Here is a 16,005-nt window from a genome sequence, read left to right as displayed (position 1 = left end):
AAGAAAGGGTGCCTTTAGTCGGAAGACTAAATAGCACCCTTGTTTTTTACTCGGTAGGTTCTTTCGGAAGAACGATACCGCGATAAAGTTGAACTGTCACGAAATAATACACGGCATAGATGGCTACGAACATCGTAATTGGCAGCCAAATTTTAAAATAAGGATTTACGAGAATAAATGAGAAAATATTCATGCCCACGACCACATGGATCAATCCTACAATTGCTGGGAATAGGAACAGCATGCCCAGCTCCTTGTAGATCGATTTCGTCAGCAATTGTTTACGAACACCGATTTTACGGAGCATTTGATAACGACTTGTATCTCTTGAAGCACCTGACAATATTTTGAACATGAGACAACTAGCCATCATCGCAAGGAAAGCAATACCCAGGAAGAAGCCCATGAACATTGTCCCGCTGGACATCGTATGCAAGCTTTGATACATCGAGTATTTTGTACCCAAATCCTCACTATTTTGTGCAACTAGTGATTTCTTGACTTGTCGTTCGTTAATATCCTTAAATATCGCTTTGTTAGCTACGAAATCATCGGATTTGACGACTCTCACGACATGTTCATTGCCTTCGATTGCACGATAGGTGTTCTGATCCGCAATATAAATCGTCTTGTCGAACATGCGGTATCCCGCATTGAATTCATATTCAAGCGTACTTCTCCAAATCTCTGGTATCTGAGAAGCTGTCTTTTTGTCCACATCATCTCTAGTGTCACTATACAATTGATCAGGCAGTTCCTGATTCAATCGAATGATCTGTGGTTCACGTTTCTTGTCTGCCTTCTTGGAAGTACTGTCAACTCCAAGCGGCGGATCTTGAAGCAGCTCATCCTTGGCAAAATAAATCCCTGTATCCGTCAACTTGTAATGATACTGCTTATCTTCGACGACCTTCATTTTCCCAATGGCTTGCACATCCGCATCTACCGGATCATGAATTGCCGCATCATATGCATAAAATAGATCAGACATCAGACTAGTATTATGATTAAAAGCCATACCGCCTGTAATTGCACCCACGCCAAGTGCGATAAGCATGGCAATTGTAGCGAGCAGCTTCGTAAGGCTATTCACACGAAACTTCAATTGAGAAAATGTAAAAGAATTCAGACCCGTGCTGTTTAGTTTCTCATTATTTTTTAGAAGATTAACAATAAATGGAAGTACAGCAATAAAGAATAAATACGTACCAATTGTCGTAGCAAAAGTACCTATAAGTAAACCCATTTCCGCCAATTGCTCCATATGCACAATCGCATAGTACCCTGCACTTAGGAAAATCAATGCCAAAATAGCAATTAAGAAGGTAAAGCGACGCTTTTTCTCAATGCGATCTTGCTGCGAATCGGCATGAACAAGATTCAAGATCGTGGTACGAGCAAGCTTAAATGCATTTAGTAGCGCCGTTATGAAGAATATGATAATAAAAAATGCAACGGTAAGTCCTACAGCTGGCATATAGAATGGATGATAATCAGACGAAGCAAAGTCTAACTGATTCATCAGCAAGTTTCCTACAATTTGCGCCATTCCTGTGCCAAGCACAATGCCTATAATTAAAGCTATAATCCCTACTGCCATCGTTTCGATGAACATAAGCTTAATGATTTTACCCTTCTTGGCACCAAGCGTCATATACATGCCGAATTCCTTCCTTCTAAGCGATAGAAGAAATGAGTTCGCGTAAATAATATAGAAAAAAGTAATGATCGATAGCAGCACAGAACCGACAATAAATACGAGTGCAATTGAATTGATCATGGAATTCGATTTAATAAAGGTTTCATTTACCGCTAACGTCTGAAACATATAGAAAATCGAAATAGAGATGACCAAACCAACGAGCAGTACGATGTAGTCCTTCATCATTTTACGCATACTAGATAGAGAAATTTTGAACAGCATATCGTTTTCCCCCTATTCCATTTCGTGGGATGCCCCAAGATCAGCTAGCACATCCAGTATTTGTTGGAAGAAGGATTGGCGATTGCCAGTACGCTTAATTTCCTTGAATAACTTGCCATCTTGGATGAACAAAATTCTTTTGCAATAACTCGCACTAAACGCATCATGCGTAACCATCATAATGGTAACTTGCTGCGCTTCATTTAATTCAGTCATCGTTTCAAGCAAGCTCTTGGCACTCTTAGAATCCAAAGCACCTGTAGGTTCGTCTGCAAGAATTAGCGCTGGATCATGTACAAGTGCACGAGCAGCAGCAGCACGCTGCTTCTGTCCGCCAGAGATTTCAGCGGGATATTTGGTAAGAATGGTGCTAATTCCAAGCCTATTCGCCCCAAGCTTCACACTTTCGCGAATTTTCTTAGCAGATACGCCTTGTAAGGACAGCGGCAAAGCAATATTCTCATAAACCGTCAAATTCTCTAGCAAGTTAAAATCTTGAAATATAAATCCGAGCTTCTGCGCTCTAAAATCTGCTAGGAATTTCTCGCTCATTCGCGTAATGTCCGTATTCGCGATACGGATCTGACCATTCGTAGGACGGTCAAGCGTTGAGATAACGTTGAGCAGTGTTGTTTTACCAGAACCAGACGGTCCCATAATGCCAACAAATTCGCCCTCTTCAATATTAAGAGAAATATGATCCAACGCGATCGATTGATTCTGACCTTTGCTGCCATAAATCTTCTGTACATTACTTACTTCAACTACTGAGTTCGTCATTTGGTTATCCTCCACTCACTTTCTTTTATCTACAAGGAGTGTAACGCCAATCGCCCTCTAGCAACCATCTGATTCGGTGATGTAAGAATGACAATCTTGTAAGATAGAAGTTCAAACACAAAAAAAGCGACCATTTAAAATGATCGCTAATCAAGCACATGATTCAAGCATTTGACTTTATCATATTTTTTTTCCGATACACGCTAAGCATCATGCCGACTAAACCTAAATGGAAAATAAAATAGATTCCGCCAAAGCTGATAAATGGAAATTCATAATCGAGGTAAGGTAATAATCCGACAGACATAAAAATCGACCATATGAATTGAACGGCAAATATAACAAGTATTCCTGCGACGATCAATTTTCCATATGGATTCTTTATTGCCATTGCCATCCTAGCTGTTTGATATAGAAATAGTAGAATAATAGCACAAATCACAATTCCTATGACCCAACCAAAACAGTATATGAGATAAGTGAAAATCGCCTGATTTGGGATATTAGGCATATTTATTGAAACTGAATTTAAACCTTTCCCCCATAAACCAGCGTCCTGAACCGCCTTAATTGATTGTATCGAAATAAAATTATTATCTGTCATACCTGTATAGTGACTAATGTACATCGATAAACGATCAAAAGTATAATCTCGATCACAAATTATCATAAGAATACCAAATCCAAGCACAGTGCCTGATAAATAGAGAAATTCCTTCTTATTCGAACGGGTGATATAGGCAATTAGCATAGCACCTGCTAAATAGAGTAGTAAATTACTATACGAATGATTGAGTAGGTACATAATGCCAGGAAACACAATCAGGATTAAGACCTTTGTATAACAACGATATGCTTTCCACTTGGGCATCGTTGCTATACCTGCCAGACTTATAATGAAAAGAAAGGTAGATATAACTGTAAAATTAATTCTTGTAAATCCAATGACAAACCAGATCTGTCCATTCACTTGATTACCGTAGATCGATGAATACAGCATCGTAAATAATGTAAAGCCATAGATGAACCAAGAAAATGTATGTAATTTGCGAAAATCAAAATAATAGCATAATACCATCAATCCGATACCAAGAATGGTATATATACTCTTTGTAATCAAAAGATGTGGTTGATATATCGGCATCCCACTTAATTCAGTTGCATACATCGCAATCAAACCAATGACTAGCAGTATCCCAATCAGTCCGATTATTCGCCACTCAACCTTTGGCCGATGAACATGATGAAACTGCTTACCTAGCTTATCGGGGTCTCCCATTTGATCTATAGCCTGCTCAATAGCTTGTTCTAATTCTATTTGATTATCTAAACGATCTTCTACGATCTCCTGTAAATGATTCGTGAGTTCCAGTCTAATTTCATTATGCATTTCCTTCACCTTGATCGGTTCGCATACCTTATCTAAGAAAGCAATAACCTTCGGATGCCGCTTCATTTCCATCAAGCATGCTCCCCTCCAATCACTCGATCAACTGCTGTACGGAACAAGACCCATTCCTGTTTTTTCTCCTTGAGAAGTCCCTTCCCTTCTGCCGTAATTCGATAATACTTCCGCTTGCGACCTTGTTGCTCATTCCAATACGCTTCTACATAATTCTCTGTTTCGAGTGTATGAAGGATCGGATACAAGGTCCCTTCTTTTAACGTAAAAATGCTCCCTGAGCTCATCTCAAGTTCCTTCACCATTTCATATCCATACATATCTTTATGATCTAGCATCGTTAGTATTAGTGTGACAGTACTGCCTTTCATCAATTCCTTATTGATTGTCATATAACCTCCGTTAGGATTTATATATTGTAATTCTATGCATCGAATATCTATGTATTATGATAATATATGATACCAATCTTTGACAATCATTTTTTTACTATAAATAGAACACCCTCCATACCTCGTCCAACTGCTTAATCCCCTGCTCGATTTGCTCCATCGATAGCCCACCAAAACCTAATAGAATCAAAATTTGCTCCTTCGGCGGCAACTGATGCCAAGTATGCGACGTACTGTAGACCTGAACACCAGCACGTGCTGCAATCTCTACTAGTTCATCTGCAGGAATTGTGCTTTTGACATCTATTACAATATGCAGCCCTGCGTCCTGCCCCATGATGTTGACATGCTCGCCCATCACAGTCTTTATCGTATGCAAAAGAAATGCATGCTTCTTATGATACAAGGTGCGCATTCTTCGGATATGACGATCCCACTCTCCATTATCCATAAATAGCTGTAAGGTGCGCTGATGTAATCTGGATACGGTATGGTCAAAGGAATTAAATCTCTGTTGATAGATAGTAAGCAAATGCGTTGGCAATACCATATAGCTGATTCGAATTGCTGGCATTAACGACTTGGAAAATGTACCCACGTAGACAACCAAACCATGTGTGTCTAGCCCTTGCAATGACGGAATAGGCTTGCCGCGGTATCTAAATTCTCCATCGTAATCATCTTCGATGATGATCCCTTGATTCTCTTCCGCCCAGCGAAGCAGCTTAAGACGCTTCTGAACTGGCATAACCATTCCGATTGGATATTGGTGTGAAGGTGTGATATAGACGAGTTTCGCGTCACTTCGTGATAGCTCATGCACACTAATTCCATCCTCTTCCAGAGAGATCGGAACCAGCTTATACCCAAACAATTGAAATACCTGACGTGCACCACGATAACCTGGCTCCTCAATTGCGACACGTCTACCATCTAACCCGATCAGTTGACATAAAATTTGCAGCACGGTTTGTGTGCCAGATCCCAGAACGATTTGGTCTGGTGTACAATTCACACCACGTGATTGGCGCAGGTAATGACTAATCGAGTTACGCAGCTCAAACTCACCTTGCCGATCTCCATAAGCTAATAGTTCCTTCTGTTCAAAGGTTGTCGCCATATTCGTATATTTACGCCAAGTATCAAAAGGAAAATGATGCACATCTACGCTAGACATATAGAAATCAATATCAATCGGATGAGATTTCATGGATCGATCAATAGCCGCCAAGTTTTTCTGATGATTTGGGCGAATCGAACCAAATGCCTCATCCTCTAACTTAACAGCATAATAGCCGCTTCTCTCTCTACTCTCAACATACCCTTCTGCAAGCAACTGATCATACGCCATTTGAATCGTTGTTTTACTTACTTGCAAAAACTCCGATAACTGGCGTATCGATGGTAATCTCGTGGCAGGTGCAATTCTGAGCGTTGTAATTTCTTCTCTAAAATATTGATAAAGCTGAATATACAGCGGTTCATGCCTGTTATCATCTAAATGTAGACTAATATCCATCCGGACAGCCCCAATCTGTACTGGTTAAATAACTCATAATTGTATCTATTGAAGTGGTCAATTATTCCCTATAATAACCAATATAGAATTTGAATGCAAAGGAGATTTGTGAAAATGAATACCATTCGATATAGCCGTAGAGAATGCTTGGACCAAGACAAGATCAATCATTTCCTATCCACTTCAGAGGTTGGCTTTCTCGGTCTAGCTAATGACGATCAACCTTACGTCGTGCCTCTTAATTATGTGTGGTGGAATGAGAGAATTTATTTTCATGGAGCAGATACAGGACGTAAGGTTACGATGATGGATAACAATCCGAATGTCTGTTTTACGGTGAGTCAGGCATATGGGACAATCACAGATCCTGTTCCTGCTCATACGGATACAGCGTATATGAGTGTCATGTTGTTCGGTAGAGGGGAACGCGTAACTGATCTGGATGAAGCGACTGCTGCCCTGCAACAAATGCTAAATAAATATGTACCAGGATATTATGATCGACCTTTATCTAAAAATCACGTGGATAAGTATCGCTCTTCCTATGGAAGCGGAGCCCTCATCTATCGAATTCTGCCTGAAACAATTTCAGCCAAAGATAATCCAGTTAAACCTGATCATATGTTTGAGGAGAAAAATAAGTGAAGAAACAATAAAACAAACCATGATACTTCAACATTTGTTGAAACATCATGGTTTGATAACCCGCTCCTACGAGCCTTACATCATTCAGATTACTTAGACTTCCTCACAAACCATCCAATCACATACCCAACTGCATAAACAATTAAGTACAAGATCAGGTAGCTTATATCTGAGGTTTCAAGACTCAAGTATAATAAGCCGAAATAAGCAAGACAGGATACGATTAACGTTACGAAAATATTTGTCTTCGTTATTACGCTAGCGATCCCTTGGATCAAGAAAGCTGCTGGCAAAATCGTTAGCAACCAACCCTTCCGATTTAAACCTGAAATACCCAGCAAATCATAATTAAATATCAATAAGTATACAACCATGACAAGTGCAGGGAGTAATATCGTAATCATCTTAGATATCTTCACTCAATTTTCTCCTTTGCAATTCAACATAATTACCTTTAATCATCTATTATGTAATTATATGACAATCAAATTCATTAGAAAAGGGCTACCCTCAGTAAAATTTACTAAGAATAGCCCTTGATTATCTAATTAGAAAATTTGCGATTGCTTAACTCGATCGTTCAGGAATGTAAAGTCTTTGTCCTGCAAAGGTTCAACTTTACCCTTCTGATAACCATTACCTTTTGTGGAGAAGAAATCATGCGTGCTTGTCTCGGTACGAATACCGTTCAAGACAACAGGATTCACTTCTTCCTCTGGGAATACAGGCTCAAGTCCTAAGTTCATCATTGCTTTGTTCCCATTGTAACGAATGTATTTCTTTACTTCATGAGTCAAGCCGATTTCATCGTACAGCTTCTCGGAGTATTCAAGCTCATTATGGTATAGATCATCAAGCAGCGCTGGTACGAATTCATTAGCCGACTGCTTCTCTACAATGCTTAAGCTATTGTATACTTCCTGCGCAAGCAAGCCTACGAATACACCGTGTACACTTTCATCACGAATGATCAGCTTGATGATTTCTCCACTTGCAACCATTTTACCCTGACCTGCCAGGTATAATGGATAGAAGAAACCTGAATAGAACAAGAAGCTCTCAAGGAATACAGAAGCAACCATCGCTTTGTACAAGCTTAATCCATCACCTGGCTTAATATCACGGTATAGGCCGTCAATGATCGAAGTCTTATACTGTAATTGCTTATTATCTTTAACCCATTCGAACGTTTCATTAATCATCTCAGCGCTAGCTACCGTTGTGAAAATCGTACTATAGCTCTTCGCATGAATTTCCTCCATTGCCGCTTGGAAAATCAAGATCGCTTTCTTCTGCTTCTCCTGTACGAATTGCGCGATCATCGGCATGCCTACATTACCTTGCTCTGTATCAAGTAGAGTTAAGCCACCTAATACACGCATGTAGGTTAATTGTTCGTTGATATTCATTTTGGACCAAGTTTTTAAATCCTTAGAGATCGGAATTTCCGTATCTAACCAGAATTGCGTCGTATTCTGCGTCCACAAGAGCTCCGTATAATCCGTTTCAGGTGCGTTCCAGTTAACTGCTTCAAATCTATTCATCGGTTATATCCCCCTTAGATGACGCAGCTTACGCATTCATCGATAGTCTTCTTGCGCGTTCTTGTATAATAGAGCGTCTTAAGCCCCTTCTTCTGTGCATAAATGTAGTACTTGGCAAGATCTCGAGTCGTCAAATCGTCTTTGACAAACAGAATCGTTGAAATCGCTTGGTCAATATGCACTTGAACTTCTGCTACGAGATCAATCAGGTTGAACATGTCCATATCATAAGCTTCTTTATAATAGAAATAGTTCTCTTCGCTTAGGAATGGCATTGGATAGATCGTCTTCGAATCTCCATATTCGCGTTCCTCAATCTTCTGCGTAATCGGTGCAATGGATGCAGTCGAAGATTGTAGGTACGAAATAGACCCAGTTGGCGCAATCGCCAAACGATAGGCATGATACAGACCATGCTCGGCTACTAGCTCTTTCAGACGTTTCCAGTCTTCTAACGTTGGAATCTCGTGTCCTTCAAACAATTGCTTCACTTTGTCCGTAACTGGTGAATAATCTGTCTCTAAATATCGATCAAAATAATTGCCATTCGCATATTCACTCTGTTCAAAGTCTTTGAACGTCTCTTGACGTTCCTTGGCAATAAGCATCGAACGCTCCAAGGAATAGAAGTTCAGCATCATAAAGAATGTTCTTGCAAAATCTTTTGCTTCCTTCGATTCATAGGCTACTCTATTCTTCGCCAAGTACCCATGAAGGTTCATCGCTCCAAGACCTACGGAGTGAAGCTCACGATTCGCCTTAGCAACAGATGGTACGATGCGAATATTCGAACGGTCACTCACTTCCGTTAGTGCATCCATCGAGTGATGAACGGTAGCTCTCATCCGTTTATTCTGCATGACATTCACAATATTAAGTGAGCCTAGGTTACAGGAAATATCCCGATTGATGATATCTTCTTCATCGTAATCATTGATCGTAGAAACTTCACTTAACTGCGCAATTTCACTGCACAGATTCGAGAATTTAACACGGCCAAGCTCTTTGAGTGCATGATATTCATTCGTATTATCGACGAACATAATGTATGGATAACCAGATTCCATTTGCGTCTGGGCTATTTTCAAAATCAGATCTCTTGCCACAATCTTCTTCTTACGTACATTTGGATTATTCACAAGCTCATCGTACATTTCAGTAATATCCATATCATCTAGATGCTTACCGTACTCTTTGAACACTGTAAGTGGATAGAATAAGTACATATCCTTATCATTCTCTACTAGTTCAAAGAATTTGTTCGGTGCAACGACGCCTAATGATAGTGTCTTAATCCGCGTTTTCTCATCACTATTAATCTTCTTCGTATCCAAAAATTCTTGAATATCCGCATGGAAAATATTCAAATATACGACACCACTGCCATCGCGTTGTCCAAGCTGATTCGCATATGAGAATGCATCCTCAAACAACTTCATAACAGGCAAAACTCCGCTTGCCTTACCGTCAAGCCCTTTAATTTGCTCGTCTGCACCGCGAATTTTACTAAGGTTCAAGCTCACACCGCCACCAATTTTACTTAGCTGCAAGGCGGAATTGATCGCAAAGCCGATCGAGTTCATCGAATCATTCACTTCAAGCAAGAAGCAGCTTACTAACTCGCCACGTCTCTTTTTACCCGCATTCAGGAATGTTGGCGTTGCTGGCTGATACTCTTGGGAAATTAGGATGTCCGCATAGTTCATCGCCTTTTGCATATCCCCTCTAGCTAGAAACAAGGAAACGACTGCAATACGATCCTCATAACGTTCCAGGACCTTCGTTCCGTCATCTGTCATCAAGGCATAGTTGTTATAAAACTTGAATGCGCTCATGAAAGACGGGAATCTGAACTTCTTGGAATAGAGATATTCATATAAACGCTTCACATCTGCAAACTCATATTGATCGAAAATAGCTTTCTCATAGTATTCATTATCTAGCAGATAACCGATTTTCTCTTCCAGGTTATGGAAGAATACGGTATTCTGATTTACATAATCTACAAAATAACTTCTAGCTGCTTCACGATCCTTATCGAATTGGAAGCTTCCGTTCTTTTGCACCATAATTTCGTTATTAAGCTGAATCCACTTTGCGATTGTAGACAATTTGACTAACCTCCTGTTTGAACTTCATCACATCTTTGTTTGTTCCGCTTAACTCAAACTTCATCAGTATCGGAACTTCATACTGCCTAGCAATATGGTCTGCTGCCAGTCCGTATCTCGTTCCCCAATTCATATTTCCGCTGGAGACGACCGCTTGCAATAAATGCCCTTGCGTCGCAAGGAAATTCTGTGTCGCCTGAGGAGCTTGTCCGAATCCAGTCGTATATGTAACTAAAACATAAGGTTCATCAATCTCTAAGTCTGGGGTGATTTGAACACATTTCATGTCAAGCTTCTGTATGAATCGCTTCACATTCCCTGTCTTCGAATCATAAACGATGAGCATGTTACCACTCCTTATTCTTGATGCCTGTGTAATGACCGCTACTAGGAAGGATCATCACAGCAAAAAACCCATCTCGCATAAGATGGGTTGTCCAAAACGACGCAGCAAAATAAAGCAACCGATCAAGGATCGATCTGCTACATCGTTTCAACTTCTCATGCCCCGAAGATTTTGAAACTTAAGGAGAATAGGCAGGTCTACTGACTCGTGCTTCATCCTACATGAACCCTTCCCATATAAGCTGCCATCAGACGAGCATATACAGTGGTTATGTTCAATTCATCCGCACTTACAGTTGCGGGGACAGCTCTGGTTTCACACCAGATTCCCTATCAAGTCGCGAGCGACACCTTATACCCCTTGGTTATTCCATTCGTCTATATCTAGTAGTCCATCACTAGTCTCTATACTAGATATCGCGTTAATTTGTAGCATACCGATTTTTTGGACGAAAAGCAAGTAATTTTTTATTTGATTAAAATTCAGTTAATAAGATCTTTTTCACGCTGGGTTAGACGTCTTCCACTCACGTTAACGACAATTTTGCCGTCAGAAAGCCCGAGAATGCGATTAGCATACTTCTCTGCCAAATTAATCTGATTCAAGGTGCAAATAACCGTAATATTTTGCGTCTCGCATAAATTTTTCAAGTCATCCAGGACTCTAGTCGCAGATTCGGGTTCAAGTCCAGTAATCGGTTCATCCATCACTAACACTTTGGCACCTTGAACAAGTGCCTTGGCGATTGCTACACGCTGCTTTTCCCCACCGCTAAGCTTGTCCAGTACTAGATGCGCCTTGTTCTGCAAGCCTACCTTATCTAACATATCAAGGGCATCAAACTTCTCTTCTACCCCGAGCAGTTTCCAGATCGATGTCATTAGGAATCGTCCACTGATGACATTCTTTAATGCCGTGCGATTCTTGTTTAGATTCGGCTTTTCCTCTAGATAAGCCCATTCTTTGCGTAATTTTAGCTTTTCTTTCCAGGATGACTTATCGACATTTGCACCATTATAGATTAATTCGCCCTCATCCCAGCTCTCACGAAGCGTCATACAACGAAATACCGTACTCTTGCCGCTGCCGCTAGTTCCCAGAAGCACGATAAAATCACCAGCATATGCTGCAAAATCAACACCTGATAATATTTGATTATTTCCGTACTTTTTCTTTAAGCCTTTAACAATAATCATACGACGCTATATTCTCCTTTTACGGCGTTTATCCGATCGTTGGTAGCTGCTCTTCTAAATGCATACAACCAATTATATAATAAAATTGACTAAAAAAGCTTACTTCTTTTGTACTAGGTATAAATTGTTAGGTTTCAGCAGCAAAATTCTGGGGTTAAACAATAAGAGGAGGTTCATTGTTTATGGAGTTAAATGTCGGAGACATCTTTGAATGGACTCGTAAATTCACTTTGCATGACACGATAATGTTTGCTGAATTAACAGGCGATCGCGGCAAGCATCATATTGAGCCAGATGAGCAAGGCAGATTGATGGTTCATGGCTTGCATACGGCAAGTATAGGAACCAAAATCGGTGGCGATCTCAATTACATAGGCAAAGAAATGATCAGCGATTATATAAGACCCGTCTTTACTGGTGATACGATCACTTGCAAAGTAACCATTACGAGTGTCGAGCAGTGCGACGGCTATCGTAAAGTAGCGCTTCAATCCATTTATCATAATCAAAATGGCAAAGAAGTACTAATCGGCTCTAGCCATGGCATCATTCGAGATCAGGTAGAAACATCATCGTCTTGACACAAGAAGAAACGAATACACCCTCCTTAAAGGCGGGTGCGTTTCTTAAGGTATTACTTAGAATTTATGATACGTAAGTTATAAATTCTATAATACGCAAAAGATCAAAGCCCCTATCGCAATTAAGCTCTAGAGGCTCTTGATTAATACTTCGCATCCTTACACTTCTATATGTTTAATAATGCGTGCGGGATTGCCTCCTACGACGACATTGGCTGGCACATCTTTCGTTACAACTGCTCCAGAAGCTACCACCACATTATCACCAATTGTGACGCCAGGATTAACAATGGCTCTTCCGCCAATCCAAACATTATTTCCAATCGTAATCGGGTAACCAAATTCTAATCCACTGCTTCTTGTCACAGGGTCAAGCGGATGACCTGCCGTGTACAAGTGAACGCCAGGTGCGAATAAGCAATTATCACCAATCCTAACTTCCGCTACATCCAGAATGACACAATCGAAATTCGCGTAGAAGTTTTCCCCAACATGAATATTAGATCCGTAATCACATCGAAACGTTGGCTCTATATAAAGTTTGTCGCCGGTCGAGCCAAATAATTGTTTGAGTATGCTTAGGCGCTCAGCATGTTCTGTTTCATTGGTTTGATTAAAGAGCCTGGTTAACTTCCTAGCATGCTCTCTTTCAAGTACAAGCTGTTCATCTGCACCATTATAGAGCTCCCCAGCTAACATTTTTTCTTTTTCTGACTTCATCTTGACACCTTCCTTACTTCAGCTCAATTACTTTGCCTTCACTAACACTACGTTTTACATCAATTATTCGTTGATTACGGCTGCCTCTGAACGGCAATGTCAAATCCTTCTGTTCCAAGATAAACCGTCCATCAATCAGCACATCACATAGCATTAGCAATGGTTTCATTGCCTTATCTTGCATAATTTCATCAAACATATAACCACTATATGCCCATACGGTAAGGTCTGGACATGCAGCACGAAAGTGCTGCACGAACGGTATTAACTCGGGTGCAGAGAAGAACGGATCTCCTCCACATATTGTCAGTCCATCTATTAAAGGATTACTTTGGATATCAGATATTATACGCTGCTGCTCGGCTTCATCAAAGGGCTTCCCACACTCAAAATTCCATGTTTTAGGACTGAAGCAGCCTGGGCAGTAATGCCTACACCCGCTAATAAAGACGACAGCTCGAATACCTGAACCTTCATTGATGCTTTCTGGATAGAAACCACATATATTCATAGATGCTTAACTCGGTCTCGTACTTCTGCTTGCTTGGCAGGATTGAATCTCTCCGTATACGAGCCTGTCAAGTAGCCAGTGACGCGTCGCAAGCGACTAAAGCTTTGTTCAGATTCATTTGCATGACAGTTCGGGCATGTATCTCCAATAACCCCCTCATATCCACAAGCATGGCAACGATCAATCGGATGATTAACGGAGAAATAACTAATATCCTTATTTAAGGCATATTGAACAATTTTACGGAATGCCTCCAGATTGTTGCGTGCATTCCCATCCAGCTCAATATAGGAAATTGCTCCTGCATTACATAGCTCATGGAATGGGGCTTCCAGCTCAATTTTACGTGCAGCTGAGAGATGGTAATATACCGGTACATGGAAGGAATTCGTGTAATACGCACGATCTGTAATTCCTTCCAAGCTGCCATATATCTGCTTATCCTTCTTCACAAATTTGCCTGATAGTCCTTCAGCAGGCGTTGCGAATAGCGAAATATTCAGGTCATGCTCTTCTGACCATCGATCACAATTGCTGCGCATTCTCTGGATCACTTCAAGTGCACGCTTATAAACGGCATCATCTTCAGCATGATGCTTCCCATACATCGCCTTCATACATTCGGCTAGTCCGATAAAGCCAATCGATAATGAACCATGCTTGATCAGTTCCCGCACGGAATCAGATTCCCTGATCGTCTTGCCGTTCTTCCAGACCCCTTCACGCATCATAAAATCAGATGCCTTCGCCTTCTGCACAGCTTGAATCTCGAATCGATGCAGCAGTGCATCTAGGGCTTTCTGCATAGCATGATCGAGCGCAGAGTTGAACTTCTCCTCATCCGCTTCTGTACGCTCCCCTAACGCTATTCCATGCTCTAATCCTATGTGTACAAGGTTAATCGTGTTAAACGATAAATTCCCTTTGCCTGATAAATGATTCCACCCGAATCGATCGCTGATATTACGTGTTCTACAACCCATCGTGGCAAATTCCGTATCTGGATTGCCCTCCACATAATATTGCAAGTTAAACGGCGCATCGATATTGGCAAAATTCGGATACAAACGTTTCGCCGAGCACTCTACTGCCAGAAGAAAGAGATCATAGTTCGGATCTTCTGGGCGCTGGTTAATGCCTTTTTTACACTTGAAAATTTGTTGCGGAAAGATCGGAGTCTCTCCATTACCGAGTCCGCTGATCGTTGATTCCAGTATCGCCTGAATAAGCAATCTGCCTTCTGGTGATGTGCAAGTTCCATAATTCACAGAGCTGAATGGGATCTGACCACCCGCCCTGCTGCTCATCGTATTCAAGTTATGAATCATACTCTCAGCCGCTTGATACGTTTCATTAACGGTCTCATTCAGAGCATAATTATACGTAATCGGGTATTGTTCCTGCAGCCATTCATTCTCCATACAAATACAATCTTCAGCGATCAGTTCTCTGCTTGCTGTATTTTCGTGTAAATACTGAAGTCCCTTGGCAAAATGTTTACGAAATGACTTACCGACATACGGCGCTAAGTCATGATCAATCATGTTCGCACTAACGCCTCCGTATTGCGCATTTTGTTGATTCTGGAAAATGATCGTTACGAGCGCTGCAGCCGTCATAATAGATTGCGGTGGTCTGATTGACCCGTTGCTCGTACTAAAACCTTCTCTCAGCAATTGACCGAATGGAATGAAAATGCAATTCGTCGTTCCAATCAAATATTGATCAAGGTCATGGATATAAAGATAATTTGACTCTACTGCATCAGCTATATGCTGTGGCAAGGAGAAATTTACACACCACTTAGCAAACTCTGATCCGAACTTGGACATTTTGCCAGAGAACGATTCTCCATTCAAATTCGCATTCTCCCTAATCAAATCCATATCTAGCGTGTGTACAATGTTCTGGCCTACCTGATACAACTGTGTGCGTTTGAATCTTTCTTCGGTTCTCTTATCGCGATACAAAATATATTTCTTAGCGACATCCTTGCGCTTGCTCTTCATAAGCTCTTCTTCTACCAGATCTTGAATTTGTTCGACTGTTAAATCAATCTGAGCATCTCTCGCATACGCTTCAATCGATTGGGCGACCGAAAGGCACAACTCAGAATGAATAATCCCTGTCTCACACATTGCTTTTTCAATTGCCTGGTAAATTCTTGTCGGATCAAACGCTACACGCTTGCCATCTCGCTTAATTACGTACATCCATAAGCCTTCTTTCTCTGAATGATGGGTATTGCAGATCCAATAACTTATGTGTGAAAAATATCACAATATCTCGCAAACAAATAGGCAAATCTCCTTTTGCACATAAAGAAGAAATGCC

15 protein-coding genes and 1 riboswitch are annotated in these 16,005 nt (G+C 40.8%); of the genes, 2 read left to right on the top strand and 13 right to left on the bottom strand.

The window, feature by feature from the left end; translation table 11 throughout:
* Positions 1-46: 46 nt before the first annotated feature.
* From E0485_RS04480 to pdxR, 5 genes are all read right to left on the bottom strand, one after another.
* Positions 47-1,924: an ABC transporter permease gene (locus E0485_RS04480; protein WP_132416764.1), complete on the bottom strand. Its 1,878-nt coding sequence runs from the start codon at positions 1,922-1,924 to the stop codon at positions 47-49.
* A 12-nt stretch (positions 1,925-1,936) separates the two neighbouring features.
* Positions 1,937-2,704 carry an ABC transporter ATP-binding protein gene (locus E0485_RS04475; RefSeq protein WP_132416763.1) on the bottom strand — a complete coding sequence of 256 codons (768 nt, stop codon included), beginning with the start codon at positions 2,702-2,704 and terminating at the stop codon, positions 1,937-1,939.
* 163 nt (positions 2,705-2,867) lie between these two features.
* Positions 2,868-4,166: an FtsW/RodA/SpoVE family cell cycle protein gene (locus E0485_RS04470; protein ID WP_132416762.1), complete on the bottom strand. Its 1,299-nt coding sequence runs from the start codon at positions 4,164-4,166 to the stop codon at positions 2,868-2,870.
* The gene (locus E0485_RS04465; protein ID WP_132416761.1) at positions 4,166-4,498 is read right to left on the bottom strand and encodes a PadR family transcriptional regulator; all 333 of its coding nucleotides are present in this window, start codon (positions 4,496-4,498) and stop codon (positions 4,166-4,168) included. Before E0485_RS04465 ends, E0485_RS04470 begins: the two co-directional genes overlap by 1 nt.
* Positions 4,499-4,595: 97 nt before the next feature.
* Entirely contained in the window at positions 4,596-6,017 is a 1,422-nt protein-coding gene (gene pdxR, locus E0485_RS04460; protein ID WP_132416760.1) for a MocR-like pyridoxine biosynthesis transcription factor PdxR, read from the bottom strand.
* Positions 6,018-6,131: 114 nt separating this feature from the next.
* On the opposite strand from pdxR, the gene E0485_RS04455 reads away from it, so the two are divergent.
* On the top strand, positions 6,132-6,662 hold the full coding sequence (locus tag E0485_RS04455) for a pyridoxamine 5'-phosphate oxidase family protein (protein WP_132416759.1): 531 nt from the start codon (positions 6,132-6,134) through the stop codon (positions 6,660-6,662).
* A gap of 89 nt (positions 6,663-6,751) precedes the next feature.
* Here E0485_RS04455 and E0485_RS04450 read toward each other — a convergent pair whose 3' ends face one another.
* From E0485_RS04450 to E0485_RS04430, 5 genes are all read right to left on the bottom strand, one after another.
* Positions 6,752-7,081, bottom strand: coding sequence for a hypothetical protein (locus E0485_RS04450; RefSeq protein WP_132416758.1), 330 nt, complete (start codon positions 7,079-7,081; stop codon positions 6,752-6,754).
* A 129-nt stretch (positions 7,082-7,210) separates the two neighbouring features.
* Positions 7,211-8,206, bottom strand: coding sequence for a class 1b ribonucleoside-diphosphate reductase subunit beta (gene nrdF, locus E0485_RS04445; protein ID WP_132416757.1), 996 nt, complete (start codon positions 8,204-8,206; stop codon positions 7,211-7,213).
* A 14-nt stretch (positions 8,207-8,220) separates the two neighbouring features.
* A complete protein-coding gene (gene nrdE, locus E0485_RS04440; protein ID WP_235857416.1) occupies positions 8,221-10,275 on the bottom strand; it encodes a class 1b ribonucleoside-diphosphate reductase subunit alpha in 2,055 nt (684 codons plus the stop codon).
* A gap of 10 nt (positions 10,276-10,285) precedes the next feature.
* Complete coding sequence (gene nrdI / locus E0485_RS04435; protein WP_132416755.1) at positions 10,286-10,663, bottom strand: class Ib ribonucleoside-diphosphate reductase assembly flavoprotein NrdI; 378 nt, start codon at positions 10,661-10,663, stop codon at positions 10,286-10,288.
* A 173-nt stretch (positions 10,664-10,836) separates the two neighbouring features.
* Positions 10,837-11,032: riboswitch (cobalamin riboswitch) on the bottom strand.
* 113 nt (positions 11,033-11,145) lie between these two features.
* Positions 11,146-11,859: a phosphonate ABC transporter ATP-binding protein gene (locus E0485_RS04430; protein ID WP_132416754.1), complete on the bottom strand. Its 714-nt coding sequence runs from the start codon at positions 11,857-11,859 to the stop codon at positions 11,146-11,148.
* 182 nt (positions 11,860-12,041) lie between these two features.
* Here E0485_RS04430 and E0485_RS04425 point away from each other — a divergent pair, with 182 nt between their 5' ends.
* Positions 12,042-12,440, top strand: a complete 399-nt coding sequence (locus E0485_RS04425; RefSeq protein WP_132416753.1) for a hotdog family protein — start codon at positions 12,042-12,044, stop codon at positions 12,438-12,440.
* Between the two features lie 159 nt (positions 12,441-12,599).
* Here E0485_RS04425 and E0485_RS04420 read toward each other — a convergent pair whose 3' ends face one another.
* From E0485_RS04420 to E0485_RS04410, 3 genes are read right to left on the bottom strand one after another with little or no spacing between them, the layout of a single operon-like run.
* The gene (locus E0485_RS04420) at positions 12,600-13,160 is read right to left on the bottom strand and encodes a sugar O-acetyltransferase (RefSeq protein WP_132416752.1); all 561 of its coding nucleotides are present in this window, start codon (positions 13,158-13,160) and stop codon (positions 12,600-12,602) included.
* Between the two features lie 13 nt (positions 13,161-13,173).
* Complete coding sequence (gene nrdG / locus E0485_RS04415; RefSeq protein ID WP_132416751.1) at positions 13,174-13,671, bottom strand: anaerobic ribonucleoside-triphosphate reductase activating protein; 498 nt, start codon at positions 13,669-13,671, stop codon at positions 13,174-13,176.
* Positions 13,668-15,884 carry an anaerobic ribonucleoside triphosphate reductase gene (locus E0485_RS04410; RefSeq protein WP_132416750.1) on the bottom strand — a complete coding sequence of 739 codons (2,217 nt, stop codon included), beginning with the start codon at positions 15,882-15,884 and terminating at the stop codon, positions 13,668-13,670. The genes nrdG and E0485_RS04410 overlap by 4 nt, the downstream gene beginning before the upstream one ends.
* Positions 15,885-16,005 lie beyond the last annotated feature (121 nt).

The organism is Paenibacillus albiflavus (genome assembly GCF_004344915.1).
GTDB lineage: Bacteria > Bacillota > Bacilli > Paenibacillales > NBRC-103111 > Paenibacillus_AM > Paenibacillus_AM albiflavus.
This window is presented reverse-complemented; position numbering and strand designations above follow the sequence as displayed.